At 73.2% G+C, this 25925-nt stretch carries 19 protein-coding genes; 6 read left to right on the top strand and 13 right to left on the bottom strand.

The annotated features are described in order from the left end of the window. Positions 1–55 precede the first annotated feature (55 nt). Together ACGFQ9_RS00665 and ACGFQ9_RS00660 are read right to left on the bottom strand one after the other, a co-directional pair. Complete coding sequence (locus tag ACGFQ9_RS00665; RefSeq protein ID WP_393569721.1) at positions 56–1711, bottom strand: FAD-dependent monooxygenase; 1656 nt, start codon at positions 1709–1711, stop codon at positions 56–58. A 108-nt stretch (positions 1712–1819) separates the two neighbouring features. After that, positions 1820–2452, bottom strand: coding sequence for a TetR/AcrR family transcriptional regulator (locus tag ACGFQ9_RS00660; RefSeq protein WP_393569719.1), 633 nt, complete (start codon positions 2450–2452; stop codon positions 1820–1822). A gap of 282 nt (positions 2453–2734) precedes the next feature. On the opposite strand from ACGFQ9_RS00660, the gene ACGFQ9_RS00655 reads away from it, so the two are divergent. Then, positions 2735–3295 carry a hypothetical protein gene (locus ACGFQ9_RS00655; RefSeq protein ID WP_393569717.1) on the top strand — a complete coding sequence of 187 codons (561 nt, stop codon included), beginning with the start codon at positions 2735–2737 and terminating at the stop codon, positions 3293–3295. Positions 3296–3382: 87 nt separating this feature from the next. Continuing rightward, on the top strand, positions 3383–5458 hold the full coding sequence (locus tag ACGFQ9_RS00650) for a SpoIIE family protein phosphatase (protein ID WP_393569715.1): 2076 nt from the start codon (positions 3383–3385) through the stop codon (positions 5456–5458). A gap of 100 nt (positions 5459–5558) precedes the next feature. On the opposite strand, the gene ACGFQ9_RS00645 is transcribed toward ACGFQ9_RS00650, so the two are convergent. The 5 genes from ACGFQ9_RS00645 to ACGFQ9_RS00625 form a co-directional block, all read right to left on the bottom strand. Next, entirely contained in the window at positions 5559–8936 is a 3378-nt protein-coding gene (locus ACGFQ9_RS00645) for a S8 family serine peptidase (protein WP_393569713.1), read from the bottom strand. 156 nt (positions 8937–9092) lie between these two features. Beyond that, positions 9093–10493, bottom strand: coding sequence for a GH1 family beta-glucosidase (locus ACGFQ9_RS00640; RefSeq protein WP_393569711.1), 1401 nt, complete (start codon positions 10491–10493; stop codon positions 9093–9095). Positions 10494–10610: 117 nt separating this feature from the next. After that, complete coding sequence (locus tag ACGFQ9_RS00635; protein ID WP_393569709.1) at positions 10611–11537, bottom strand: carbohydrate ABC transporter permease; 927 nt, start codon at positions 11535–11537, stop codon at positions 10611–10613. Beyond that, entirely contained in the window at positions 11534–12496 is a 963-nt protein-coding gene (locus tag ACGFQ9_RS00630) for a carbohydrate ABC transporter permease (protein WP_393569707.1), read from the bottom strand. The genes ACGFQ9_RS00635 and ACGFQ9_RS00630 overlap by 4 nt, the downstream gene beginning before the upstream one ends. 77 nt (positions 12497–12573) lie before the next feature. Next, a complete protein-coding gene (locus ACGFQ9_RS00625) occupies positions 12574–13875 on the bottom strand; it encodes an extracellular solute-binding protein (RefSeq protein ID WP_393569705.1) in 1302 nt (433 codons plus the stop codon). 258 nt (positions 13876–14133) lie between these two features. Here ACGFQ9_RS00625 and ACGFQ9_RS00620 point away from each other — a divergent pair, with 258 nt between their 5' ends. Continuing rightward, positions 14134–16905 (top strand): glycosyl hydrolase, encoded by a 2772-nt coding sequence (locus ACGFQ9_RS00620; RefSeq protein WP_393569704.1) that lies wholly within the window; start codon positions 14134–14136, stop codon positions 16903–16905. A gap of 57 nt (positions 16906–16962) precedes the next feature. Here ACGFQ9_RS00620 and ACGFQ9_RS00615 read toward each other — a convergent pair whose 3' ends face one another. The 3 genes from ACGFQ9_RS00615 to ACGFQ9_RS00605 form a co-directional block, all read right to left on the bottom strand. Next, positions 16963–17991, bottom strand: a complete 1029-nt coding sequence (locus tag ACGFQ9_RS00615) for a LacI family DNA-binding transcriptional regulator (protein ID WP_393570761.1) — start codon at positions 17989–17991, stop codon at positions 16963–16965. 136 nt (positions 17992–18127) lie between these two features. After that, positions 18128–18460, bottom strand: coding sequence for a hypothetical protein (locus tag ACGFQ9_RS00610; RefSeq protein WP_393569702.1), 333 nt, complete (start codon positions 18458–18460; stop codon positions 18128–18130). 233 nt (positions 18461–18693) lie between these two features. Then, entirely contained in the window at positions 18694–19551 is an 858-nt protein-coding gene (locus tag ACGFQ9_RS00605; RefSeq protein WP_393569700.1) for a class I SAM-dependent methyltransferase, read from the bottom strand. 118 nt (positions 19552–19669) lie between these two features. Here ACGFQ9_RS00605 and ACGFQ9_RS00600 point away from each other — a divergent pair, with 118 nt between their 5' ends. Then, complete coding sequence (locus tag ACGFQ9_RS00600; RefSeq protein WP_393569698.1) at positions 19670–20275, top strand: TetR/AcrR family transcriptional regulator; 606 nt, start codon at positions 19670–19672, stop codon at positions 20273–20275. 58 nt (positions 20276–20333) lie between these two features. On the opposite strand, the gene ACGFQ9_RS00595 is transcribed toward ACGFQ9_RS00600, so the two are convergent. After that, complete coding sequence (locus ACGFQ9_RS00595) at positions 20334–21362, bottom strand: hypothetical protein (RefSeq protein ID WP_393569696.1); 1029 nt, start codon at positions 21360–21362, stop codon at positions 20334–20336. Between the two features lie 313 nt (positions 21363–21675). Between ACGFQ9_RS00595 and ACGFQ9_RS00590 the strand changes: the two genes are divergently transcribed. Then, complete coding sequence (locus ACGFQ9_RS00590; RefSeq protein ID WP_393569694.1) at positions 21676–22275, top strand: TIGR03086 family metal-binding protein; 600 nt, start codon at positions 21676–21678, stop codon at positions 22273–22275. Positions 22276–22294: 19 nt separating this feature from the next. Here the strand turns inward: ACGFQ9_RS00590 and ACGFQ9_RS00585 are convergent, their stop codons facing one another. Both ACGFQ9_RS00585 and ACGFQ9_RS00580 read right to left on the bottom strand, forming a co-directional pair. Beyond that, entirely contained in the window at positions 22295–23266 is a 972-nt protein-coding gene (locus ACGFQ9_RS00585; RefSeq protein WP_393569692.1) for an acetylxylan esterase, read from the bottom strand. 129 nt (positions 23267–23395) lie between these two features. Then, on the bottom strand, positions 23396–24301 hold the full coding sequence (locus tag ACGFQ9_RS00580; protein WP_393569690.1) for a phytanoyl-CoA dioxygenase family protein: 906 nt from the start codon (positions 24299–24301) through the stop codon (positions 23396–23398). A 352-nt stretch (positions 24302–24653) separates the two neighbouring features. On the opposite strand from ACGFQ9_RS00580, the gene ACGFQ9_RS00575 reads away from it, so the two are divergent. Next, positions 24654–25916, top strand: coding sequence for an MFS transporter (locus ACGFQ9_RS00575; RefSeq protein WP_393569688.1), 1263 nt, complete (start codon positions 24654–24656; stop codon positions 25914–25916). The last annotated feature ends 9 nt before the right edge of the window (positions 25917–25925 follow it).

Raw genomic sequence — 25925 nt, 5'->3', positions numbered from 1 at the left:
CCGGTCCACCGAGCAGATGGACCGGCGCCGGCGCCGGAGCACGGGTCGTGGTCCGCTACGGCTCGGGCGTACCGCCGGTCAGTTCGGTCAGGGCGTGCCGCAGGGTCGAGTCGTCCGATGGGCGGCCGCTCCAGCGGGCGGCGATGTGGCCGTCGGGCCGGACCAGGAGCGCTCCGCCCCGGCTGATGCCACAGGCGTCGGCGTGTTCGGGGGGAAGGTCCTCGATGCGCACCGGGCAGGCGGTGACGGCCTGTCGCTCCCACTGCTCGGGGCCGGGGGTGAGCAGGGTGAACCATTCACCGAAGGCGTCCAGGGTGGAGCGGTCGTCCGCCAGACGGAGATGGGGCATGCGGTGGCCCGGTAGCGCGGCCGGGACGTAGTGCGTGCCCGTCCCGGACGGGTCCGGCGGGGTGTTGCCGTCGGCGAGGACCGCGCCGGAGCGGTAGGCGACGCCGAGCACGAAGCCGAGCTGCGCGAAGTACTCCTCGGACCACGGCAGTTCGACCTGCTCCGGGGAGCCGCCGCCCGTCCGTCGCTGTTCCTGGCGTCGGCCGTGGACGTGGAGCATGAGCTGGGTGTTCTCCACGGCACGCCGGAGGGTCCGGTCGGCGACGGGCAGGCGTTCTGCCTCGTAGCTCTCCAGGAGGGCCGGCTGGGCCCACCCCCGCAGAACGCCCGCCAGCTTCCAGCACAGGTTGTGCACGTCGGCGATGCCGGCGTTCATGCCCAGTCCGCCGGTCGGCGGGACCGCGTGCGCCGCGTCGCCGGCCAGCAGGACCCTGCCGCGCCGGAAGCGTTCGGCGACGAACGCGTTCATGACCCACTGCTGTACCCGCAACACACGGGTCCGTACGCCGGAGCCGGAGCCGGAGCCGGAGCCGGTGTCCGCCGCGGTGCCGTTGCCGAGAGCCTGGGAGACCAGCCGCGCCCAGTCGGCGTGGCCGGCCTGGGCGGCGTCGTCGGGCGTGGGGAAGAACCAGGCCCAGCCGCCCTCCGGGTAGAGCGGCAGGAAGCTTCCGTGCGAGGTGAAGTAGACCCCGGCGGGCTCAGCGGCGCACCAGCGGTCGAGGTCGGCATCGAACACGACGGTGGTGAAGTCCCCCAGAGCTCCGGGGCCGGTGCTGCCGATGCCCAGCCGCTGCCGGACGGTGGAGTTCGCGCCGTCGGCGGCCAGGACGTAGCGGGCCCAGACCCGGGTTTGCCGGCCGCCGTCGTGGTCGACGAGGACGGCCACGACGCCCTCGGCCTCCTCGACGAGGTCGATGAGCTCGACCCCGAACCGCACGGGTGTGTCCGCCGCGGCCAGCAGCGTGGGCTCCAGCCGGTCCTGCGAGGTGACCACGCCGGTCACCGGGCTCTCGGGTACCGGCGCGTTGATGCCGACCATCGCCGCCGTGGCGAAGTCGCGGTCGAGCAGGGTGTCCCGGAAGCGGATGCGGCCGTATTCCGGCGCGAACGCGGCGGCCCTGATCCGCGCGGCGAGCCCCAGCCGGCGGAAGATCTCCATGGACCGCACGTTGACCAGCCGGGACCTGGGGAAGGGCGACAGTTCGCGGTGCTTCTCGATCAGCGAGGTGCGTACGCCCCAGCGCTCCAGCAGCGCCCGCGCGGTGAGCCCGACCGGCCCGCCGCCGACGATCAGCACCTCCACCTCGTCGTCGCCCTCACCGGACGGGGTGCCGTCGTCGCCGACCGTGGTCCGAACCGCCATGGGATCAATCTCGCGCCCCGGCCCGAGGGGCGCAATGCCGCACGCCGACGTACACCCGGACGGGCCTGGCCGGGACATGTAACCCCGCCGCGGACCGGCCCGGACCCGTCACCCCTCCGGAGCGGGGTCGCGCGGGGCCGGGTCGCGCGGGACCGGTTCGAGGGCGTCCATCAGGAGGTCCCGCAGCCTGACGGTGTCCTCGGTCAGGTCGATCGACGGATCCAGCAGCCACTGCAGCTGCAGTCCGTCGACCGCCGCGATGAGCACGCGAGCCGCCCACGCGGCGTCCGGGTCGGCGGTCGGCGGAACGCCCCCGGGCGGCCGGCCCTCGGCGATGGCGTCGGCGAACCGCTCCCGCAGCATGCGGTACCGCTCCGCGAAGAAGCCGTGGGCGGGGTGGTCCGGTTCCGCGGCGGCGGCCGCCAGGTCCAGGAACAGCTTGCTGAGACCGGGTGTCTCGGCGTTCTGCGCGATCATGTCGGGCCGCCAGAGGGCTTCCTTCTTGCCGTAGGCCGCCTCCAGCGCGGTGTCCCGAGCCTCCAGGACGGCCGTGAGCAGCGCTTCACGGCTGCCGAAATGGTGCAGGACGCCCGCGTCCGTCATGCCGACCCGCTCGGCGATGTCCTTGACCGAGGCGCCCCGGGTGCCGGCCTCCGCGTACGCCGCCAGTGCCGCGTCGATGATCATCTGCCGTTTCGCGGCGGTCTTCGCGTAGGGGCCGCGGCGTCGGGGGGTGCTCACACAGGAACCCTAGGGGGTGTCTCGCCGATCACGCCGGGCTCGCCGCGTCTGGCACCGCGCCTCGCCGCGTTGTCCTCAGTCGCCGACGCTCCGCGTCGACTCCCTCGTCCGCCTTGCGATGCACGGCGCCAGACGCCGCGAGCTGATCCGGCCTGATCGACAAGACACCCCCTAGCCGCAGGCTCCCACTCGAAAACCTAGACACGCTTAATTTTTGAGCCTAGCGTGAAGTGCGGGGGGTGGAAGACGTCCACGCGCTCCCGACCCCCCGGAGAAACTGCGATGCCCGGTCCTGCCCAGCGGAACGCGGAGAACACCGACAACGCGCTGATCCCGCCGGTCCCGCCGCTCGTACCGACCCCCCGCACCCCACTGCCCTGGGCGGCCCTGCTGACGCCGGACGGCACGCGCCGGGCGAGCTGGGCGGGCGGAGCCCACCAGACCGAGCTCCTCGCCTGCGGCACCACGTGGGACGCGGTCGCCATCGCCCCGCTGGAGCACGGGCTCGCCGCCCTCGACCGGCTGGGCCTGCCCCTGGAAGCCGGCTACCCGGTGCTCGCGGACTACGTCCGGCGCGAGCTGATCGTCCTGGTCCCCGCCGGGACGGCACGCCTCTGCCGAGCGCCCGGAACCCGCGCCCTCGGCCACGGCACGTGGCTGCTGGTCCCGGCCGGCCGCCACGGCGCGCCCTCCTCGGCCTGGCTGAGCGAACCCGACCACCGGACCCCCCGCCTGGTCGACGCGGACCGGCTCCGTGACGCCCTGCTGGAGGCGGCCCCGGACACCCCCGCCCCCCGCGCCGTCCCCGACCGGACCATGACGCCGGTCGAGCGGCACCCCTGACCGGGTTCGCCCCCGCTCGCCCCCGGACGCCCCTGCCGCCCAGAATTGAAGGGCGCGCCCGCGCGCCACCCGGAGGAAGGGGGCCCGATGCCACCGCACTGGAGGGTCGGGGACGACGGTGCCGGCCCGATCCGCTCCGAACCGGGTTCGCTCCTGGAACACGTGCCCGTGGCGGTCTTCGGCATCGACGAGCGGGAACGGATCTGCTGGTGGGGGCCCGGTGCGCACGGCCTGTTCGGTTACGACGCCCCACAGGTGCTCTCCCTGCCCGCCGCCCGCCTGTTCCCCGGAGGAGCCGTGGACCCCGCCGGCGTCCCCCCGGCCGCCCGGCTCGTCGAGCGGGCCCGCACCCTGGGCTACTGGCGGGTGAGGATGCCCGCCCGGCACCGCGACGGCACGGTCTTCGACTGCGGCTTCCGCGTCTTCCCGGTCGCCGGAGCGGCCGGCGACTCGGCGGTGCTGGGCCTGGCCAGTCGTTCCCAGGAGCTCGACCGGGTCAAGACGAACCTGTCGTTCCTCGACTCGCTGTTCGAGACCTGCCCGATCGGCCTGGTCATGCTCGACCAGGAGCTGCGCTACGTCCACCTCAACCAGGCTCTGGCCGACATGGACGGTCTCCCCCTGGAGGACCACCTCGGCCGGCTGACGGACGAGGTCATGCTCACCCACGACGGCGGCGCGTTCCACGCCCTCCTGGAGGGGGTGGCCCGGGGCGGCCGTACGGTGGTGGGCACGCTCGTCGGTCTGCGCACCCCCGGCTTCCCCGACCGCGACCAGGTCCGGTCGGTCAGCCTGTTCCCGCTCAGCGGGGCGGGCGACACCCTGCGCGGAGTGGGCGGCCTGCTGATCGACGTGACCGACCGCGAGCAGGCCATCCTGGACGCGACCGCCGCCCGGCAGCGCCTGGAACTGCTGGACCGGGCCACGGCACGGATCGGCACCACCCTGGACGTGGGCGTGACCGCCCGCGAGCTGGTCGAGGCGGCGGTCCCGGACTTCTGCGACGGCTCGGTCGTGGAGCTCGTGCGGTGGGCCGACGAACGCGAGCCGTTCGACCCGGCCCTGCCACTGGTGACCCACCGGATCGCGGCCCTGACCACCCTCCCGCCGCCCGCCCCCGAACTCGTCGGCGGCCTGGAAACGATCACCTATCCACCGGGATCCAGCATCCACGACATGCTGAGCACCGGCCGCCCCCTGTGCGTGGCGGTCGACGAGGAATTCACCACGCGCACCGTCGCGCACCAGGCACGCGCCCGGCTCCTCCTCGACAGCGGCCTGGTCTGCATCGCCATCGCCCCGCTGATCGCCCGCGGCACCGTGCAGGGCCTCGCCATGTTCGGCCGTTCCGCCGCCCGCCCGGCCTTCGACGCCGCCGACCTCAGCCTGGCCGGCGAACTCGCCTCCCGGGCCGCCCTGTCCCTGGACAACGCCCGTCTCTACAGCCAGGTCCGGGACATCTCCCTCACCCTCCAGCGGGCCCTGCTGCCCACCGCCCCGGCCACCGGGCCGTACGTGGACCTCGCCCACCGCTACCTGCCCGGCAGCCGCATCACCGAGGTGGGCGGCGACTGGTACGACGCCATCTGCCTGCCGGGGGACCGTGTCGCCCTCGTCGTCGGCGACGTGATGGGGCACGGTGTCCCGGCGGCGGCCGCGATGGGGCGCCTCCGCATCACCGCCAAAGCCGTCGCCCGGCACACCCCCGAACCGGACGCGCTGCTGACCGAACTCGACGCCGTCGCCCGGGAGTACGGCATCGATTTCGCCACCTGTCTCTACCTCGTCCACGATCCGCACACCGGCCGGACCCGGATCGCGAACGCCGGGCACCCCCCGCCCCTGATCCGGCACGCCGACGGCACCGTCGAGACCGTCGGCGACGTCCTGGGCGTCCCCCTCGGTGTGGGTGGCGTGGCCTTCGGGTCCACGGACGTCGAGCTCCCCGACCGCGCCGTGCTCGCCCTCTACACTGACGGGCTGGTCGAGACCCGGGACCGGGACCTCGATGCCGGGATCGCCGCACTCGCCCGCGAACTCGGTGCCGCCGACACGAGCGGCTCGCTGGAGGAAGCGGCGGACCGCATCCTCGACCGCATGCTTCGGGACTCCGCCACGGACGACACCGTCCTGGTCCTCGCCCGGGTCCACCGCGCCGCCTGACACCGGGGCCGCCGGTGACGGTTCCCCAGACGCACGCGCGCCCCCTCCTCCACGGCGGGCTGCGGCGGAGGAAGGGGCGCGTTCCCGGAGCGCGAGCGGGCTACGGGGCCAGCAGGTAGGCGTTGGTGATGGTTTCCGTCATGGTGTTGCCCGCCTTGTCCTTCAGGTCGACGCGGAAGGACGCCGCCTTGGCGGTCTTCGGGTGGGCCGGGTTCACCGAGCGCTTGCCCTGGGCGTCCGTGGTGACCGGCAGAGCCACCCACGTCCTGCCGTCGTCGTACGAGACCTTCACCGTCAGCGACGCCAGGGCGCCCGGAGCGGCGGCGGCACCGGCGAGCTCCAGCGGCACCTTCAGGCCGGCACCCGCCTTGGCGGTGACCGATGAGGACAGGTGCGGGGACAGCCGCACGGTGGACAGCGGAAGCGCTACCGGGCCGGAACCCTTCGGCCGGGCCGAGGTGAAGGTCCAGGCCACCGACACCTTGGTACTGGTGGCGCTGTCCTTCACGGACCGGGTCGCGTACATGCTCAGCCGGTACGCCGCCGACTCGGCCGGGACCGAGGCGTTCAGCCAGCCGACCGCCCCGGAGGAGGCGATCAGGGTGCCGTTGCGTTCCAGGAGCGTCTCGCCGCCGGTGGTCGCGGAGTCGCCCGCGTGCCCGTTGCCGTCGCTGAACAGCCTCACCGAGGCGGTCATGTCGTTGCCGGTGCGCTGCCCGCCCTGTTCGGGGTCGGCCTTCAGGTCGGGGCCCACCACGCCGGTGTTGAACCACTGGGAATGGGTCTTGCCCGCGGCGTGCGCCTTCGGGGCGGTGACGTACCCGATCCGGGGTTCGCCCGCGGCGTCGAGCTGCTCCGCGATCCAGGTCCACCTCAGGTCCGGTGCCGCGCTGACGTACTGGGTGATGGTGCGCGGCAGCGTCACCCGGACGGGATCCGGGACGCCCACGGAGAACCCGGACGGGTCGACGGGGATTCCGGTGAGCCTGCCCTTGGGCTTGGCCACCGAGGTCGCGATGCCCGTCTTCACCTCGGCGAGGTCGGCCTTGCCCGGACGGCGGTCCAGGCCGGTGAACCAGCTGCCCCTGGTGTTGTACGCGAGCCGGTACTCGGCGCCGCCGGGTGCCTGCCACACGCCGCTGTACTGGGCCTTCAGGTCCGGGGCCGACGGCCCGAGGTGGGCGGTGCGCAGGTCCGTTCCGGCACCGTCGTTCCACGAGCCGGCGAACATGGCGTCCAGGGCCTGGTACCCGATGGTGTACCCGGTGAGCTTGGCGGCCGGGTCGGGCGGGGTGACGGTGACCGGCTTGGCCTTCCGGGCGTCCAGGGTGATGGTGGTGGCCCTGTCGAGCTTCACCACCGGCTGGACGAGCGCGGCCACCTCCGGACCGTCGCCGAACACCGAACTCTCCACGGCGTAATCGCCCTTGGGGAGACGGATCCGGAAGACGCCGTCCGCGCTCAGCGCGGCCTCGTGGCGCGTGAGCGTGACCGGGTCGAACACGGCGGACGTGTAGAAGCCCGCCGACTCGCCCTTCAGGTCGATGTGCCGGAGGGTGAGGTCGTAGGACTCGATCTCCCGGACCACGACCAGGCCGGTGCTGACGGCCTGGCCGCCGCCGGAGGCGAGGACGGTACCGCCGAAGGTGCCGTCGACCGTGCCGAGCTTCGTGTTCGCGGTGACGGTGGTCTTCGCGGTGCCGCCCGCCGGTACGGTCAGCTTGGCGTCCTTGACGGTGAACATGCCGGCCGGGGCCGGCCGGCCCTGCTCGTCGACGGCCCTGGTGGACAGGGCGAGGGTGACCGGCTTGGAACCGAGGTTGCGGTAGGTGAGGGTCTTGGCGACCGGCTTGTCGTCGGTGTGCGGCCAGGACTGGGTGCCGAAGGTCAGCGAGCCCGGCTCGCCGACCACGTTCGCCGTGATGGCGCGCGCCACGTCGAGCCGCCCGGAGCCCTGCTGGTACGCGTGGAACACCGGGTTGGGCTTGGCGGAGGCGGTCAGCGCCTGCTTGACCTGCTGCCCGGTCCACGCCGGATGCTGCTGCATCAGGATCGCGGCGGCGCCCGCCGCGTGCGGGGCCGCCATCGACGTACCGGAATTCGTCACGTAGCCGTTGCCCGGGCCGCCGGACAGGTGGCTGCTGCGGGCGGCGGTGATGTCGGTGCCGGGGGCCGTGAGGTCCGGCTTGACCGGTCCGGCCAGCGAGGGACCGCGGCTGGAGTCCTCGGCCAGGGCCTCCTGCTTGGTGACGTTGCCGACGGTCAGGGCCTGCGGGGCACCGCCCGGCGAGCTGATGGTCCCGGGCCCGGAACCGAGGTTGCCGGCACTCGCCACGAACAGGGCCTTGCCGGACAGCCGGGCCACCGCCTCGTCCATCGGCCGGTCACCCGCCTCCTCCTGGGCGCCGAGGCTCATGTTGACGACCTTGGCGCCTTGGTCGACGGCCCACTGCATGCCGGCGAGGATCCAGGACTCCTGGCCGGGCCCGTCGTTGCCGAGCACCTTGGCGTCGATGATCTGCGCGCCGGTCGCCACGCCCTTGTACTTGCCGCCGGACTTCGCGCCGGAGCCGGCCAGGATGGAGGCGACGTGCGTGCCGTGCCCGTAGAAGTCCCTGGCGTCGTCCCAGGTGGTGAAGTTCTTCTCGGCGATCTCGACGCCCTTGAGGTCCGGGTGGGTCTGGTCCACGCCGGTGTCGAGTACGGCGACCTTGACGCCCTTGCCGGTGAAGCCGGCCTTCACGGCCGCCGGGACGCCGATCTGGGCGGTGCTCTTGTCCAGGGTGGGGTACACCTTGGCGTCGAGCCAGATCCGGCTGACGGCCGGGGCGGCGGCCGCGAACGGGCCCTTGCCGGGGCCGGTGCCGCCGGCGCCCGGACCGGTCGCCGTGAGCGCCGACCACAGGGCCGTCGTACCGGACTTGGCCGCCTCGAACGCCTCTCCGCCGATGGCGGGCAGCGCGCGGCGGTCCTGGGCCACGCCGGGCAGAGTGCCGAGCGGGCCCCCGCCCGTGGCGGAGGGGTCGGGAGAGCCGGCGGAGCCGGCCGGGCCGGGTGCCTGCCGGTAGCCGAGGATCAGCGGGATCGAGCCGCGGTGCGCGTCGTCGTACTTGTCCGCGACCAGCTGGGTGACGTCGAACAGCCGCCGGTCCAGCGTGCCTTCGGAGATCATCCGGAGGGCATCGCGCGGCACCACGTGGGTGTGGCCGGCGGTTCGCCGGACGGAGATCGGTACGGATTCCCTCCCGGCGCCCCGGATCAGCCGGAGCACGGTGCCGTCGGCGCCGAGCACCACCCGGTCTCCGGTGACCAGGGTGACGGTCGTGGCGGGGCCGGTCGCGCCGGCCCGGTGCTGCGCGGCCGGCGCGGAGGGTATGACGGGAGCCGGGCCGCTGACCGCGCCGGCCGGGACGGAACCCGTGACCGCCATGGCCACGGCGAGGGCCGCCAGGGCGACGGCCCTTGGTGTCGTTCTCAACTCAACTCGTTTCGGTCCGTGTGCAGATGAGGCAGTGCGGCACGAGCCCCCGGGGTCACACGCGTGCCGGACGCCCCGGCGGAACTCGGCCGATACGACAGTCTGCCAACAAACTCCACGAATTCGATCAAGGTTCCGGGATGCGGTACGTTCCGGTCAGCCGGTGAGGCCGCCGCGGGCGATGACCTCCGCGTACCAGTGGGCGCTGTCCTTGAACGTCCGCCGCTGGGTGGGGAAATCGACGTGCACGATCCCGAACCGCTTGCTGTAGCCGTAGGCCCACTCGAAGTTGTCCAGCAGGGACCACAGGAAGTAGCCGCGGACGTCGGCGCCGTCCTCGATCGCCCGGTGCACGGCGGCCAGATGGGCGCGCAGGTACTCCACCCGCTCGGGATCCCTCACCTGCCCCGAGGGGTCGGCGTAGTCCTCGTAGGCCGCACCGTTCTCGGTGACCACCAGCGGAACGCCCGGGAGGTCGTCCCGCAGCCGGAGCAGCAACTCGTGCAGTCCCCCGGCGTCGACCGGCCAGTCCATGGCCGTGCGCGGCCCGGGGACGGGAACGAAGCGGACGTGCCGCTCCGCGCCCGCCCACGGTGAGGGCGCCGGGGAGCTGCCGGCCGTGACGGTGGTGGGGGAGTAGTAGTTGATGCCCAGCGAGTCGATCGGTGCGGCCGCCGTCCGGAGGTCCCCGTCCCGGACGAAGGCCCAGTCGGTGACGGCCGCGGTGTCGCCGACGAGGTCCTCCGGGAGCCGGCCGCGGAAGACGGGGTCGAGGAAGATCCGGTTGCCGACGGCGTCGATCCGGCGGGCCGCGTCGAGGTCCTGCGGTGTGCCGGTGCGGGCCCGCACCGCATGCAGGTTGAGGGTGAGCGACACCTCGGCGGTACCGGGAACGGCGCCCCGCAGCGCCTGGACGGCCAGGCCGTGGGCCAGGTTGAGGTGGTGGGCCGCGCGCAGCGAGTCGACGGCGCCGGTACGGCCGGGGGCGTGCACCCCGCTGCCGTAGCCGAGGAAGGCCGCGCACCAGGGCTCGTTGAGGGTGGTCCAGGTGGCCACGCGGTCGCCGATCGCTTCCGCCGCGAGGCCCGCGTACTCGGCGAAGCGGTACGCGGTCTCCCGGTCCGGCCAGCCGCCGGCGTCCTCCAGTTCCTGGGGGAGGTCCCAGTGGTAGAGGGTGGCCACGGGCCGGATGCCGGCCCGGCACAGTTCGTCGGTGAGCCGCCGGTAGAAGTCCAGGCCCTTCCGGGCGGCGGGTCCCCGGCCGGTCGGCTGGACGCGGGGCCAGGCGAGGGAGAAGCGGTAGTCGGTGACGCCGAGCCGTCGCATGAGCGCGATGTCCTCGCTCATGCGGTGGTAGTGGTCGGCGGCGATGTCGCCGGTGTCGCCGTTGCGGACCCTCCCCGGGGTGCGGCTGAAGGTGTCCCAGATGGAGGGGGTGCGGCCGTCCTCGGCCGCCGCTCCCTCGATCTGGTACGCGGCGGTGGCCGTGCCCCAGCGGAAGCGTTCGGGGAAGCGGAGGGTCGCCCCGCTGCGGGGGCGTGCGTCGAGCGCGGTCATGAGGCGGGAACTCCCGGGGGTGAGAGGACTCTGGGGTGGCGCCGGAGGTGGGGGCGGCGGTGGGGCAGGGGGAGAGGGAGGGGAGAGGAGGCGGCGGCGCGCCGGGCGCCGGTGTGCTCAGCTCTTCACCGCGCCCTGCATGATGCCGCCGACGATCTGCCGCCCGAGCAGGCCGAAGACCAGCAGCACCGGCAGGGTGCCCAGCAGGGTGCCGGCCATGACCACGGACTGGTCGTTGACGTAGCCGCCGCCGAGCTGGCGCAGGGCGACCTGCACGGTCGGCTCCGAGGAGGAGAGGGCGACCACGGGCCAGAAGAAGTCGTTCCAGGCGGCCATGAAGGTCAGCAGGCCGAGCACGGCCATGCCGGGCCGGGCGACGGGGACGACGACCGACCAGAAGATCCGGGCGGTGGAGGCACCGTCGACACGCGCCGCTTCGATCAGTTCGTCCGGCAGCGACTGGATGAGGTACTGCCGCATGAAGAACACGCCGAAGGCGGAGACCAGTCCGGGCAGGATGACCGCCTGGAGCTGGTTCACCCACTGCAGTTCGGCGATCAGCATGAACAGCGGGATGACGCCCAGCTGCGGCGGGATCATCATGGTGCCGACCGTGACGGCGAGCAGGGCGCCGCGGCCGCGGAAGCGCAGCTTGGCGAAGGCGAACCCGGCGAGGGTGCAGCACAGCACCGTGCCGAGGGTGATCGACCCCGACACGATGAGGGAGTTGAGCAGCGCCCTGCCGATGTCGGCCTCCTTCACCACCGCCTCGAAGTTGTGCATCAGGTTCGGCCCGGGCAGCAGCGCCGGTGGCACCTTCGCCAGGTCGGCGTTGGAGCGGCTGGCGGCGACGACGGTCCAGTAGAACGGGAACGCCGAGACGAGCACGGCGAGGACGAGGATCGCGTGGGCGAGCACCCCGCCCCGCATCGTCCGCCCGGCGCGGGAGCGGTTCCGGGAGCCGTGCCGGGAGCGGCGGCGTCCGTCCGGGGCCCGCTGCCCTGAGGGCGGGCGCCCGGCCGGCGGATCGGCGAGGGCGGTCATCGGACGGCCTCCTTGCGGGCGCGGCGGCGCCCGATCGCGGCGTTGACCCCGACGACCAGCAGGATCAGCAGGAACATCACCCAGGCGATGGCGGCGGCCCGGCCCAGGTGGAAGAAGCCCCAGCCCTGTTCGTACAGGTAGAGGCCGAGCGTCTGGTACTGGTGGGAGATCCCGCCGGAGACGGAACCCTCGAACAGCAGCGGCTCGCCGAAGAGCTGGGTGGCGCCGATGGTGGACACGACGACCGTGAAGACGATGGTCGGCCGCAGCCCGGGCAGGGTGATGTGGAAGAACTGCCGCCAGCGGGACGCCCCGTCCATCTCGGCGGCCTCGTACAGCTCGTGCGCGATGGACTGCATGCCGGCCAGGTAGATCAGCGCGTTGTAGCCGGTCCAGCGCCAGATGACGATGGAGGAGACGGCGATCTGGGAGGCGACCGTGCCGGTCTGCCAGTCGACCGGGTCGATTCCGGCGAACCCCAGCACGTAGTTGACCAGGCCGAAGTCACGGCCGAAGAGCTGGGCGAAGACGAGGGTGGCGGCGGCGACCGAGGTCGCGTACGGCAGCAGCATCGCCGTACGGAAGAACGTCCGCCCGCGCAGCCTGTGGTTGAGCAGGTGCGCGAGGCCGAGCGCCATCAGCAGCTGCGGGACGGTGGAGAGCACCCCGATGGTGAAGGTGTTCCGCAGCGAGGTCCAGAAGAACTCGTCGCCGAGGAGCGCGGTGTAGTTGCCCAGCCCGCGCCACTCCATCTCGCCCGGGGTCTGCAGCTCCACCCGGTACAGCGACACGAACGCCGTGTAGATCAGCGGGAAGAGCCCGAAGGCGGCGAACAGGGTGAAGAACGGGGCGATGTAGGCATACGGGGAGACCGTGCGCCACGCGCGCCGGACGGTGGACGCCCGGCCCGGCGGCGGCTGGGTGCGCGGCCGGGTGCGTGCGGATGCTGTCAGGGTCACGATGCGGCCCTTCGGGATTCGGGACGAGTCGGTGCCTGGGGACGGAGGGACCTGCGGGCCTGCAGGGGACCGGCCGGTCAGCCGAGGGTGTTCGCCACGCCCTTCCTGGCGTTCGCCCACGCCTTCTCGGGTGCCGTGCCCTTGCGCTCGACCTCGCCCAGGGCGTTGGTGATCTGCTGGGCGATGTTCTGGTCGTGGACACCGAGCACCTGGACCGGGGCGGCCTTCGCGGCCTCGCCGAAGATCCTGCCGATCGGTGCGCCGGAGAAGTACGGGTCGGTCGCGCCGGAGATCGTGGCGATGGCACCGGTGGCGGACGGGAAGTTGCCCTGCTTCCGGAAGACCTTGGCCTGCTGCTCGGGCGCGGTGAGCCAGGCGATCAGCTCGTACGCCTCCTTCTTGTGCTTGGCCGCGCGCGGAACGGCGAGGTACGAGCCGCCCCAGTTCCCGGCACCGGCGGGCAGCTTCGCGACGTCCCACTTGCCCTTTCCGGCCTCCCCGGCCTGGCCCTTGATGTAGCCGAGCATCCAGGCGGGGCAGGGCAGCGTGGCGAAGGAACCGGCGGCGAACGCCTGGTTCCACTGCGGCGACCACTGGTCCAGCCGGGCGCTCAGCCCGCCCTGCGCCGCCGTGACCGACGCCTCCCAGGCCGCCTTCAAGGCCGGGTTGGTCTCCCAGACCAGCTTGCCGGAGGCGTCGTAGTAACGTTCCTTCTGCTGGCCGATCATGACCGAGTAGAGGCTGCCGACACTGTCGAGCCACGCGCTCCCGGCAGGGGCCTTCGCCTTGTACTGCCGGCCGAGCTCCAGGTAGCCCTCCCAGGTCGACCAGTTCCTCGCGAGTTCCTCGCGGTCGGTGGGCAGGCCGGCCCGCGCGAGGAGGTCGGTGCGGTAGCACATCGCCTCCGGGCCCACGTCGGTGCCCAGGCCGAGGACCTCACCGTTCCTGCCGGTGGCCGCCGCCCAAGTGGCTTCGGCGAACCCGCCCTTCAGCGCCTGCGCGCCGTACGTCCGCAGGTCCTCGAACCTGTCGCTCTGCTGCTGGACGGCGGAGGCGATCCGGCCCACCTCGATGGCCTGGACGTCGGCGAGACCGCCACCGCCGGCCAGCCGGGTCTGCAGCGACTTCCAGTAGTCGGCCTCGTCCTCGGTGTCGGTCTGCTTGATCGTCACCCCCGGGTGCAGCTTCTCGTACTCGGCGTAGAGCCCGGCCTCCTCGTAGCCGAAGGAGCCGAACAGGTCCACGGTGACGGTGACCTTGGCGTCCGCGCTGCCGGAGGCGCCCTCCGGCGAACCGCCGCAGGCGGCGAGCAGCAGCCCGGCCAGAGCGACCGCCCCCAGGCGGACGACGGCTCTGCCGGTGGATCGGGACGTGGGCATGGGAAGCCTCCCTTGGCTCCGGGAACGAACGGGAACACCTTCTTGAGAGCGCTCTCATCCGGCGAGGGGAGCGTGCCCGTGACACGCGTGATCCGTCAAGAGTCGAAGCCGCAATGGGCCGGAATGAGCATCAACTTCCGCTGTTGCAGGCTCTCTTGACACCCACGTTTCGGGAGTCTTACGTTTCCGGCCAGCTGAGAGCGCTCTCGGATACGAGTCCCGGACATGACCCACCGCGATGACATGAGGTGTTCCCCCATGCCCGTCCTCCACTCGCGCCGAGCCGCCGTGCTCGTCCTGGCCGCCGCCCTGGCGGCCACCGGACTCGGCACGGCCGCGAGCCCCGTGGCAGCCGCCACCGTCCCCGTGGGCGCCGGAAGCCACTCCGACACCCGCCCCGCCGGAACCTCCGGCCCCACCACCAACACCGGTACGCCCGTCACCCCCAAGGTCACCCCCGCGGCCGCGGGCAAGCCGGTGCCCACCAACGACTGGTGGTCCTCACTCGCCTTCCAGCGCTACGGCGACAACCCGTACTCCACACCCATGTACGGCCACCCCCTCACCTACCAGGCGGTCGCGGGCGGGCTGGAGATCGGATACCCCACCAGCCCCGCCGTCGTCGGGGACGGCCGCCAGTACGAGTTCCCCCACAAGCGCGACCTCACCCTCGGCCTCGCCGGGCTGAACTCAACCGACACCAGGGCGGACTCCTGGTCCGACTGGACCGTCACCCCCTACTGGTCCGACGGCACCCGCACCCTGCGCACCACCATCGGCCACGGCAGCCCGTTCGTGTACGCCCGGGGCTCCGGCGGCACCGCACAGATCACCACCGCCGGCACCCCCACCGTCTTCGCCGACCAGGGCAACGTCCTCGGCATCACCGTCGCCGGCCACCACTACGCCCTCTTCGCGCCGACCGGCAGCGACTGGAACGTCTCCGGCACCACCATCGGCGCCGCGCTCGGCGGCAGGGACTACTTCTCCGTCGCCGTCCTGCCCTCCACCGACGCCCTCGCGACGTACCGGAAGTACGCCTTCAGCTTCGTCACCGGATCCCGGGTCGACTGGAGCACCGCCGGCGGCACCGTCCGCGCCACCTACACCCTCACCACCGAGCCCAGGGAAGGCACCGAACGCGGCACCCTCCAGGCCCTCTACCGGCACCAGTGGCTCCACACCACCGACCTCCTCACCCCCTACACCTACGTCTCGCCGCGCGGCACCATGAAGGTCCGCGAGGGCCTCGCCTTCACCACCACCCAGAAGACCGCCCCGGTCCTTCCCGGCCTGCCCCGCACGAACGACGTCGACACCGCCCGGCTGCGCACCCTCCTGAACGAGGCGGTGTCCGCCCCCGACCCGTTCTCCGGGGCGGTGGACACCTACTGGACCGGCAAGGCACTCGGCCGGCTCGCCCAGCTCGTACCGCTCGCCGACCAGACCGGCGAGACCGGAACCCGCGACCGGCTCCTCGCCCTCCTCAAGGGCCGCCTCCAGGACTGGTTCACCGTGGGCGGCGGACAGGAGTTCTCCTATGACCGCACCTGGAAGACCCTCACCGGCTACCCGGCCTCCTACGGCAGCGACACCGAGCTCAACGACCACCACTTCCACTACGGCTACTACGTGTACGCGGCCGCGATCGTCGCCCAGTACGACCCCGGCTGGGCCGCCGACTCCGCCTGGGGCGGCATGGTCAAGACCCTGATCCGCGACACCGCCAACCCCTCCCGCACCGACGGCGCCTTCCCGTTCCTGCGCGGCTTCGACGTCTACGCCGGCCACAGCTGGGCCTCCGGACACCAGGGTTTCGCCGCCGGCAACAACCAGGAGTCCTCCTCCGAGTCGACCAACCTGAGCGCCGCCCTCGTGCTCTGGGGCTCGGCCACCGGCGACACCGGCCTGCGCGACCTCGGCTCCTACCTGCTCGCCACCGAGGGCGAGGCGATCTCCCAGTACTGGTTCGACGCCGACGGGCAGGTCTTCCCCGCCTCCTTCGGCCACGACACGGCCGGCATGGTCTGGGGCAGCGGCGCCGCCTACGCCACCTGGTGGACCGCCAACCCCGAGGAGATCCACGGCATCAACGTGCTCCCGGTGACCGGCGGATCCCTCCACCTCGGCGGGCACAAGGACGCGATCCGGCGCAACCTCGCCGAGATGGAGCGGGAGAACGGCGGTCCCGCCGCCGAATGGCGGGACATCCTCTGGGAGTTCCAGGCGCTCGCCGACCCGGGAGCCGCGAAGGCGAAGTGGGACGCCGGCAACACCGCCTACACCCCGGAGGCGGGCGAGTCCAAGGCGCACACCTACCACTGGATCACGACTCTGAACGCCCTCGGCGCCCCCGACCCGTCGGTCACCGGCGACATCCCGACCTCCGCGGTCTTCGGCAGGAACGGCACCCGCACCTACACGGCCCACAACCACGGCACCACCACCCGCACCGTCACCTTCTCCGACGGCAAGACCCTGACCGTGCCTCCCCGGTCCACCGCGACCGGAATCGGATCCGGCACCGACCCGGACCCCGACCCCTCCGGCGGCGACACCTACCGCCTCCGCTCGGGCGGGGTGCTCACCACGGCCGGCACCGGCGGCACGCCCGGCAGCGACACCATCCCCTCGGCCGACGGGGCCAACCACGACGGCACCCCGTACAAGCCGCTGGTCTACGAGGCACGGAACGTGAGCGGCACCCTCCGGGCGAACGGCACGACCGCCTTCCGCCTCCCGGTGGACGCCGGAGGGGCGGTCGCCCTCGGCCAGCAGGTCCGGGTCGGCTACGACCTCACCGGCGACGGCACCTTCGACCGGACCGAGACGTACCACTACTTCGCCACCGACCCGGTCCCGGGCTGGGAGGTGTACGACCAGACCCGGGGCCTGAAGGCCATCACCGGCACGCTCGGCGACCTGCGCGGCGGAACGGTACGGCTGGAGGTCTGGAGCGCGATCGGCAGCGCGGACTCCCGCCTCCAGACGGGTACGGACGCCGCGGTCCTGGTCATCCCGTACGACTGACCCCGGCGGTGGAAGAACCGGTCGCGGGCGCGGGACACCACCCCGCGCCCGCGGCCGCTACGCGGACTCCCGCCTGACCAGACTCGTCGGCGTGACCACGGACGCCGAGGCCGCGTCGGCCGCCCCGTCCAGCACCCGCATCAGCAGCCTCACCATGAGCCGGCCCATGCCCTCGATGTCCTGGCGCACCGTGGTGAGCGCGGGTTCGGCGGACCCGACCACCGAGTCCATGTCGTCGAAGCCGACCACCGCCACGTCCTGCGGCACCCGCATCCCGCGTTCCCGCAGGGTGGCCAGCGCGCCCGCGGCCATCAGGTCGTTGGCCGCGAAGACGGCATCGAGGTCGGGCCGCCGGTCCAGCAGCCCGGCCATGGCGCGGGCACCGCTCTCCCTGGTGAAGTCGCCCTGGCCCAGCAGCGCCGGATCCGCGTCCACCAGCACGTCGTGGTAACCGGCGATGCGGTCCAGCGCGGACGTCTGGTTGCGGGGCCCCGCGATGTGCCCGATACGGCGGCGCCCCAGGGACACCAGGTGCTGTACGGCCGCCCGGGCGCCGCCGCGGTTGTCGCAGTCGACGAACGGCACGGCCAGCCCCGACTCCACCGCCGGCCGGCCCCCGAACACCACGGGGACCCTGCTCCGGGCGATCAGCGCCGGCAGCCGGTCATCGCTGTGCAGGGAGAAGGCGAGAGCCCCGTCCACATGCCCCGCGTCCAGATAGCGCGCGATGCGCTCGTGCTCACCGGCGCCTTCGACCCAGAGCAGCACCAGCTGGGTGTCCCGCACGGTCAGCTCCCGGCTGATCCCGCGCACCTGCTTCTCGAAGAACGGGTCGGAGAAGATCCGGAACTCCGGCTCCGCGATGATCACGGCGACCGCGCCATGGCGCCGCGTGACCAGCGAGCGGGCCGCGCGGTTCGGGACGTAGCCAAGTTCCCGGACCGCCTCGCGCACCTTCTCCACCACCGGCCGGCGCACGCCCGCACCGCCGTTGACGACCCGTGAGACCGTCGCCCTGGACACTCCGGCCCGCGCGGCCACGGCTTCCAGCGTGGGGCGGGAGGACCCCGCGCTCTGCTCCGGCAAGGCAGGCACTCCCGTCTCCGTCCGCGGCCCGCGCCGCGCTGCCGTTCCGACGCGGATCAGGATAAGCGCTGCCCACCCCTCACTGAGAGCGCTCCCAGAAGTCGGCGGTGAGAATGCGGGCCGGAGCCCGGCGGGGTCACCTGCCGAACAGGAACGAGCGGGCCGGGACGAACACCTCGTGACCGGTGGGGAACCGGACCCGCACCCCGGACTCCGTCCACGTGGTGGATTGAATCCCCTTCGCGCCCAGGACGGTGTCGACGTCCACCCAGTGTCCGTAGGAGGCGCCCGGAGATCTGCCGATCACCATCTCGTAGGAGTGCCGCCCCGCCAGGTCGTACCGGTGCACCAGCGTCAGGAAGTGCGGAGACCCGTCGTCGTAGACCACCGACGAGGGAGCGCTGCTGCGGTACGTCACCTCGCTCCGGGGCCACCACAGCGCGGCCATGACCGTGACGGTCAGCAGCACGCCCGCCACACCCCCCAGCAGTGTTCTGCCGATGCCGGTCCTGCGGCGGGGCCGCGCGGTCCCGCTCGGTTGGTCGGCGGTGAACGTCCCGATGATGCCCCTCCAGGGTCGGTGTGGGCCCCGCGCCGGACGGCAGGGCGGAGATGACTCTGCGGGTAGGACGCGGGAGCGGGCCGATCGGTTGTGGTGCGGACCCGGCCGTGGAGCGGTGTGGCCTCGGCCCCCGGTGGCGGTCAGCGTGGCGCGGCCCCGCTGCAGACCGCGGTGACCAGCCAGGAACTGCTGCGCAGCCACACAGCCCCGTCCCTCTCGTGGCGGCGCAGGACGTCCGTCAGCGTCCGGCGGGCCTCGGCCTGCCGCTGCGGGCCGACCTGGTCGAGCAGGTGGCGTCCGGGGCCGGAGTCCAGCAGGAACGCCGCGGCGTCCGCCGCGTCGGTGCCCCACCTCCCGGGCACCTCGACCCGCTGCACCCCGACTCCGGTGAAGCCGCCCGCCGTGACCAGGGCGCGGACGCGGTCCGGATCGGCGAGCGAGAACATGCCGGGGCCGCCGGCCTTGCCGAAGCCGCCGAGCGGCAGGATGCCGTCGAGCGAGGCCATCGCCCGCAGCCACTCGTTGGCCCCGGCCTCGGCCGCGCAGATGAACGCCAGCCGCCCGCCCGGCCGCAGGGCGCGGTGGAGGTTGGCGAACGCGGCGGCGGGGTCGGCGAAGTAGGTCATGCCGTACCGGCTGATGACCGTGTCGAAGCCCCCGGCCTCGAAGGCGTGGACCTGGGCGTCGCCCTGAACGAAGGAGGCGTTCTCCACCTCCTCGCGCAGGGCGCTCTCGCGGGCCTTCTCCAGCATGGGCCCGGACAGGTCCAGGCCGAGCGCCCGGCCCCCGCGGGCGCGCCCGGCCGCGAGACGGGTGGTGCGTCCGGCCCCGCAGCCGATGTCCAGCACGTGGTCGGTGTCCGTGACGGCCGCGGCGTCCAGGAGGGGCTGGTTGAAGCCGTCGTTGACGGCGTCCCAGCGCTCCTGGCCGCGGGCCCACTGCTCGCCCTCGTAGCCGTTCCACGCTTCGGCCTGCGCGCTGTTGGCGAATCGACCCATGGGTGAACTCCCTCCCGCCGGAACGCGCGGCAGCGCGTCCCGGCCCTAGTATGGGCATGTGCCCAAACAGTATGGGCATGTGCCCATACATGCAACGGGCTTATGGAAAGGGGCTGTTGTGTCACCTCGTGGAGTGGCGATTCCCGACCTGCGGGAGAGACTGTTCGCGGCCGCGGAGCGGGTGGTGGCCCGCGACGGCGCACTGGCCCTGACCAGCCGCGCGATCACCACCGAGGCGGACTGCGCCAAGGGCGTCCTGCACACCCATTTCGCCGGCCTGGACGAGTTCGTCGCCGAGCTGGTCCTGGACCGGTTCGCGCGCAGCGCCCGCCAGGCCGAGGCCCTGGACGCGAAAGTGGGCCGGGGTACGGTGACGGCCAACCTCCAGGAGGTCGTCCTCGCCCTGCTGGAGGCCCTGCCCCCGGCGGTGGTGGGACTGGCGATGACCCGTCCGGCGGCCGCGCTGCACACGCGGCAGGGCTTCCAGGCCGGTGCGCCCGCCTTCGACGCGATCCAGCAGGCCTTCACCGCGTACCTGGGGGCGGAACAGCGCGGTGGCCGGCTGCCCGCCGGAACCGACACCGCCTCCATCGCCCTCGCTCTCGTCGGCACGACCCACCACCTGCTGATGACGAGGGTCCCCGGCGACGGCGAAGGCCTCGGGGCGACCACCGGGCGCCTGCTGGCCGTACTCCTGGGAAGTGCCGGAACGGCCGCCGGCTGAGGGCGGCTTCGTGCCGGGGTCGCCGTGCCGCTGCCACGGCGGTGCGGCGGTCAGGCTGTCAGGCGGACGGCGCGTACCGCCGGGGCGTCGGGTGCGGGGCGGAGGGGCAGGATGGCGTAGCCCCGTCCCGGCCGGGCCGGGCGGTCGCCGGCGGGACGGACAGTCCGGTCGGCGTGTTGAGGTCCTCGGCGGGCAGCGTGGACGGGTCCCCGCCCGCCTCCCGGACCCGTACCACCCGGTTGCCGAATCCGTCGGCGACGTAGAGGAAGCCGCACCCGTCCAGGGTGAGCCCCAGCGGACTGCTCAGGCCACCGGTCGGTACCGTGCTCTGCCCGCCGTCCGCCGCGGCCACCCTCACCACCCGGTTGTTGCCGCTGTCGGAGACATAGAGGTCGCCCGCGGCGTTCAGCGCGAGACCGGTCGGCTGGGACAGTCCGCCGACCGGCACGGTGCTCTGGCCGCTGCCGTCGGCGGCGATCCGGACGACCCGGTCGTTGACGAAGTCGGAGACGTACAGGTCCCCGTCGGAGTCCAGCGCGAGGCCCCAGGGGTGCAGCAGCCCTGACGTGGGGACGGTCGTCTGGCCACCGCCGGCGGACACCTTGACCACCCGGTCGTTGAAGCTGTCGGCGATGTAGAGGCTGCCCTCGGCGTCCACGGCGAGGCCCAGGGGGCGCGACAGGCCGTCCGTGGGCACGGTGGACTGCTCCCCGCCGTCCGGGGGCAGCTTCACCACGCGGTTGTTGCCCGTGTCGGCCGCGTAGAGGGCGCCGGAGGAGTCCTGGGCCAGGCCAGTGGGCCGCACCAGGCCGTCGAAGGGCAGGGTCGCCTGCCCGCTTCCGTCGGCTGCCAGGACCACCACCCGGTTGTTGCCGTAGTCGGACACGTACAGCGGCGGGCCGGCGGGAGGGTGCACGCTCCCGGTGGCCGGGCGTGTCCGCTCGGCGTTCGCCGGTGCCGCCGGCAGGGCACACAGCACGAACAGGCCCACGAGCGCCGCCAGCCGGCGGGTGCGGGCCCGGCCGGCCCGGCCGGCCGCCGCCGACGAAGCGATACGCCCACCCGACGGCGCCACCACACGATCCACGGCTCACCCATCCGTTCTGCCCGGTCGTACCGCTGCCGGCGCCGCTACCGCTGCCGGGCCGCTACCGCGGCCGTTGCGGCCCGGTCCCACCCGCCGACCCTAGGAAGGGCCCCGGCCCACACCGGAGCGCCACGCCCTCCGGGACGGCGAGGACCACTCCGGATTGGACCGATCGGCCGACGACGCATCCGACCGCTTCCAGAGCCCGACGCCGGATCCGCGGACGGAACCCCCGCCGGCCCGCGTTTCGATGGGTGGCCGGTCCGCGCCGCCGGTCTACCCTGCAGACCCATCGTTCCGGAGGAAACGGCACATGACGGATACGACCGCTCTCGACCTCGGACCGCAGGCCCGGATCGTGGCCCGTCTGGTGGCGGGTGTCCCGGACGGCCGGCTCGCCGGCCCGACCCCCTGCCCCGCGTACACGGTCGGTGTTCTGCTGGTCCACCTCGCAGATCTCGCCGTCGCCTTCCGGGACGCCGCCCGCAAGGACCTGGGCCCCACCACGGACACCGCCCCCGATCCGAAACGCTCCTCCCTGCCCGCCGCCTGGCGCGAGGAACTTCCCCGGGTCCTCGCCGAACTGGGCGAGGCATGGAACGATCCGGCCGCCTGGACCGGCATGACCCGCGCGGGCGGCGTGGACCTGCCCGGCGACGTCGCGGGAGCGGTGGCCACCGACGAACTGGTCGTCCACGGCTGGGACCTGGCCCGAGCCACCGGCCAGGAGTACGCACCCGACCGGGCCGCGCTGCAGGCCTCGCACGCGTTCCTGCTGGCCTCCGTCGACGACGAGGGCCGCGGAGACATCTTCGGACCCGTCGTGCCCGTACCGGACGACGCCCCCCTGCTGGACCGGGCGGTCGGGCTCAGCGGACGCGATCCCGGATGGACCCCTCCGCCGTCCCCGTGACCCCGGCCACCGGCCGTCCTCAGGCCGCCAGCACCTTCCCCAGGAAGTCGAGCTGGTTCACCTGGTGATGCGGGCCGCCTCCCTCGTGCGCGTTGTAGGGATAGACGTGGATCTCCTTCCGCCCGGCGTAGTGGTTGTGCGCGGCGTACACGGTGGAGGGCGGGGTGATCTGGTCCATGAGGCCGACCGAGAACAGGCCGGGCGCCCGGGAGCGTGCCGCGAAGTTGACGCAGTCGAAGTAGGACAGGGTCCGGAACACGCGGTCGACCTTGTCGCGGTGGGCACGGCAGTAGGCGGCGATCTCGCGGAACGGGGCTTCGTCGGTGACCTCGGCGCCACGGCTGAAGTGACACAGGAACGGCACGTCCGCGATGACGGCCGCCACATCGGGGACGAGCCCGCCCGCCACGAGGGCCAGGCCCCCGCCCTGGCTGCTCCCGGCCACGATCACCCGGGAGGGGTCGACCCGCGGGGCGTGGCGGGCCGCCGTGACGGCGCGGACCGCGTCGGCGTACAGACGGCGGTAGTAGTAGTCCTGCGGGTCGAGGACGCCCTGCGTCATGAACCCCGGGTGGGAGGGTCCGCCGCCCGCGCCGTTGTCGGGGGTGTCACCCGTGCGCCACCCGGACCCCTGGCCCCGGTTGTCCATCACGAAGTGGGCGTATCCGGCGGTGGCCCACAGCAGCCATTCGTGCGGCAGTCCCCGGCCCGCGTTGTAGCCGACGTACTCGACGACGCACGGCAGGGGGCCGGGGGTGTTCACGGGCAGCAGCAGCCAGGCGGCGACGCGCTGGCCGCCCCACCCGGTGAAGGAGACGTCGTAGACCTCGACGAGCCGGAGCGCGGTCGCGTGCGGGGTGAAGGAGGCGTCGACCGGTGACGCGGCCGCGGCTGCCAGCGTGTCGGCCCAGAACAGGTCGAAGTCCTCCGGTTCGTCGCGATCGGGCCGGTAGTTCCTCAGTTCCTCGGCGGAAAGGTCGAACAGTGCCACGGTCCGTCCCCGTTTCGTGCTGGATGGTGGTCGGTGGTCGGTGGTCGGTGGTCGGTGGTCGGTGGTCGGTGTCGGGGTCGTTCCCCCGTGCTGCCCGTGCGGCTCCCGGCCGCACGGGCAGCACGTCGGTCAGGACCGGTCTTCGTAGAGCACCGGGCAGAACTCCGGGTCCGTGTAGTCGGGATGGCCCTCGGCCGTGCGGCGGACCAGGTCGTTCATGTTGTGCGTGGCCAGGCTGCCGTCGCCCAGGGGGTAGGGGCGCCAACGGTTCTCCCGGTCCTGGAAGCGGACGGTGACCACCCGTCGGGGTGCGCCGCTGACATTGGGCCCGCTGCCGTGGTACGTGCGGCAGTGGTGGAAGCTGATCCGGCCCTGGCCGATGGCGAGCGGGACGGCTCGTGCGCGGTCGCCGTTGTGACGCGCGGTGGCGTGCAGCAGGCCCTCCAGTTCGCCGGTGTCGCGCTGGGCGAAGTGGAGCGTGCTGCTGTCCGGGAGGGGCAGTTCCTCCCACCGGTGGCTGCCGTCGATCACCGTGAGGGTGCCGAAGCTCTCGTCGCACGCGTGCAGCGGTATGAAGGCGGTGAGCAGGCTGTCGGAGGTGCACATCTGCCAGTGGTGGCGGTCGGTGTGCCAGGGCACGACATTGCTCGGCTCGTCCGGCTGAGGCGGCTTGAGCGTGAGCGTGCTGGTCCACAGCCGTACCTGGTCGGTGCCCATCAGACGGGCGGCCACGGCGGCGACGAGCGGCTTGCACAGGATGCGCCGCGCGGTGAGGTTCTCGTAGCAGATGAAGTCGTTGTGCCGCAGTACGTCCCCGTGGTGGGGCTCCCAGTACTCCTCGCGGGGCGGCTTCTTCGGCAGCGGGCGGTCGCGGTGGCCCGCGTAGAAGCGCTCGTTGCTGCGGTCGACCTCGGCGAGTTCGCCGGGCGAGAGCAGCGGTTCGGAGAGGTACCAGCCGTGCTCGCGGTAGAAGCGGACGTCGTCGGCCGACGGCAGCAGCGCTCGTTCGGCCCGGGTCAGGGGGAAGGCTTCCATCGCTGTGTCCCTTCGTTCCGTAGGGGGAACCTGGGTCGCGTCCCGTCGTGGCGGAAGACCGGGATCGCAGTCCCCGGCGTCGTGCGTGTGTCTGTAGGGGCGGGGGGCGGGGGCGCCGGCGTCGTGCCGTGGGGCACCGGGCGCGCACCCCCGATCCTGGCCCCGGCCGGAGCGGCGCCGCCTCCCGGCGGCCGGCGCGCGCAGCGGCCCCCGCACCGTTCCGGCCCGTGCGCGGCCCGCCGCGGCCGCCGTTCCCCACGGGCGACCACGCTGCTCCGGACGGGTGAACCCCTCGGAAGGCGCGCCGGGGACCCGCCCGGAAGATGCGCGGCCGGACGGGAACGTACGGACCATGCGCAGCGAATGGACGGCGATGCCCTCCGGCGGTACCGGTGCCGGTGCCGGCACCTGCACCCGCACCGTCCGGCTTCCGGGCCACCGACGACGCCTGGCCACCGCGGCCGTCGCGTTCGCCTTCTGGACCACGATGGTCGGCACCACCGTCCCGACCCCCCTCTATCCGCTGTACGAGCGCGCCTTCGGGTTCTCCTCGTCCGCGGCGACGGTCGTGTTCGCCGTCTACGCGGGCGGCGTGGTCGTCGGTCTCCTCGTCCTGGGCAGGCTCGCCGACCAGGTCGGCCGGCGGCCGGTGCTGGCCGCGGCGCTGCTGCTGTCCGTCGCCGCCGCCGCGCTGTTCCTCCTCGCGCAGGGCCTGACGGCGCTCCTGGCGGGCCGTGTCCTGTCGGGGCTGTCCGCGGCTCTGATCACGGCGGCGGCCACGGCCGGACTGACCGAGCTCGCCCCGGCGGCCCGCCGGGCCCGGGCGGGCATCCTCGCTCTCGCCGCGAACATGGGCGGTCTCGCCTGCGGCACCCTGCTCGGCGGCATCACCGCCCAGTACGCGCCGGCGCCGCTGCGGATCCTGTGGGGCGCCCAGGGCGCGCTCGCCGTCATCGCGCTGATCGGTCTCGTCGCCGTCCCGGAGACCGTCACGCCCACCGGCCGGGTGTCCCTGGGTGTCCAGCGGCTGCGCGTTCCCGCCGCGGCCCGGGGTCCGTTCCTGCGGTCGGCGCTGGTCTCGGGCTCGGGCTTCGCCGTCCTCGGGGTGTTCGCCTCGGTCAGCGCTCTCTTTCTCGCCGAGCTCGGGGTGAGCAACCTGGCCGCCTCCGGGCTGATGGTGGGGCTCGCGTTCCTGGGTACCGCGGCCGGTCAGCTCCTGGTGGGCGCGCTCGGTACGCGCAACGCGCTCCCGGCGGCGTGCTGCGGGCTCGTGGTGGCGGCGACGCTCATCGCCACCGCGCTGCTCGGACGGCTCCTCGTGCCCCTGATCGCCGCCTCCGTGCTCACCGGCCTGGCCACCGGCGCCGCTGTCGGGGACGGCGTCACGGGCATCGCCGCATCGGTGGCCCCCGAACGGCGCGGCGAGGCGTACTCGGCCTTCTTCGTCATCCTGTACGCGATGCTGGCCGCACCCGCGGTCGGCGTCGGTGCCCTGGCGGCGGCGTACGGCCCGACCGCGGCCGGGACCGTCTTCTCAGCCGCCGTCGCCGCCCTCGCGGCGGCCGTGCTCGCCGCGCTCGTACGGGCCCGTGCCCGGGCACCCGAGGGCGCATGACTCTCCCCC

Source organism: Streptomyces sp. NPDC048603 (genome assembly GCF_043199475.1).
Lineage (GTDB): Bacteria > Actinomycetota > Actinomycetes > Streptomycetales > Streptomycetaceae > Streptomyces.
Note: the sequence above shows the minus strand (reverse complement) of the source record. Positions and strands in the feature narration are given on the sequence as shown.

Coding starts and splice junctions, on each gene's coding strand:
- ACGFQ9_RS00640 (WP_393569711.1), bottom strand. CDS start 10,493: ATGACCGCGCTCGACGCACGCCCCCGCAGCGGGGCGACCCTCCGCTTC.
- ACGFQ9_RS00575 (WP_393569688.1), top strand. CDS start 24,654: ATGCGCAGCGAATGGACGGCGATGCCCTCCGGCGGTACCGGTGCCGGT.
- ACGFQ9_RS00650 (WP_393569715.1), top strand. CDS start 3,383: ATGCCACCGCACTGGAGGGTCGGGGACGACGGTGCCGGCCCGATCCGC.
- ACGFQ9_RS00655 (WP_393569717.1), top strand. CDS start 2,735: ATGCCCGGTCCTGCCCAGCGGAACGCGGAGAACACCGACAACGCGCTG.
- ACGFQ9_RS00605 (WP_393569700.1), bottom strand. CDS start 19,551: ATGGGTCGATTCGCCAACAGCGCGCAGGCCGAAGCGTGGAACGGCTAC.
- ACGFQ9_RS00635 (WP_393569709.1), bottom strand. CDS start 11,537: ATGACCGCCCTCGCCGATCCGCCGGCCGGGCGCCCGCCCTCAGGGCAG.
- ACGFQ9_RS00665 (WP_393569721.1), bottom strand. CDS start 1,711: ATGGCGGTTCGGACCACGGTCGGCGACGACGGCACCCCGTCCGGTGAG.
- ACGFQ9_RS00580 (WP_393569690.1), bottom strand. CDS start 24,301: ATGGAAGCCTTCCCCCTGACCCGGGCCGAACGAGCGCTGCTGCCGTCG.
- ACGFQ9_RS00590 (WP_393569694.1), top strand. CDS start 21,676: ATGACGGATACGACCGCTCTCGACCTCGGACCGCAGGCCCGGATCGTG.
- ACGFQ9_RS00620 (WP_393569704.1), top strand. CDS start 14,134: ATGCCCGTCCTCCACTCGCGCCGAGCCGCCGTGCTCGTCCTGGCCGCC.
- ACGFQ9_RS00625 (WP_393569705.1), bottom strand. CDS start 13,875: ATGCCCACGTCCCGATCCACCGGCAGAGCCGTCGTCCGCCTGGGGGCG.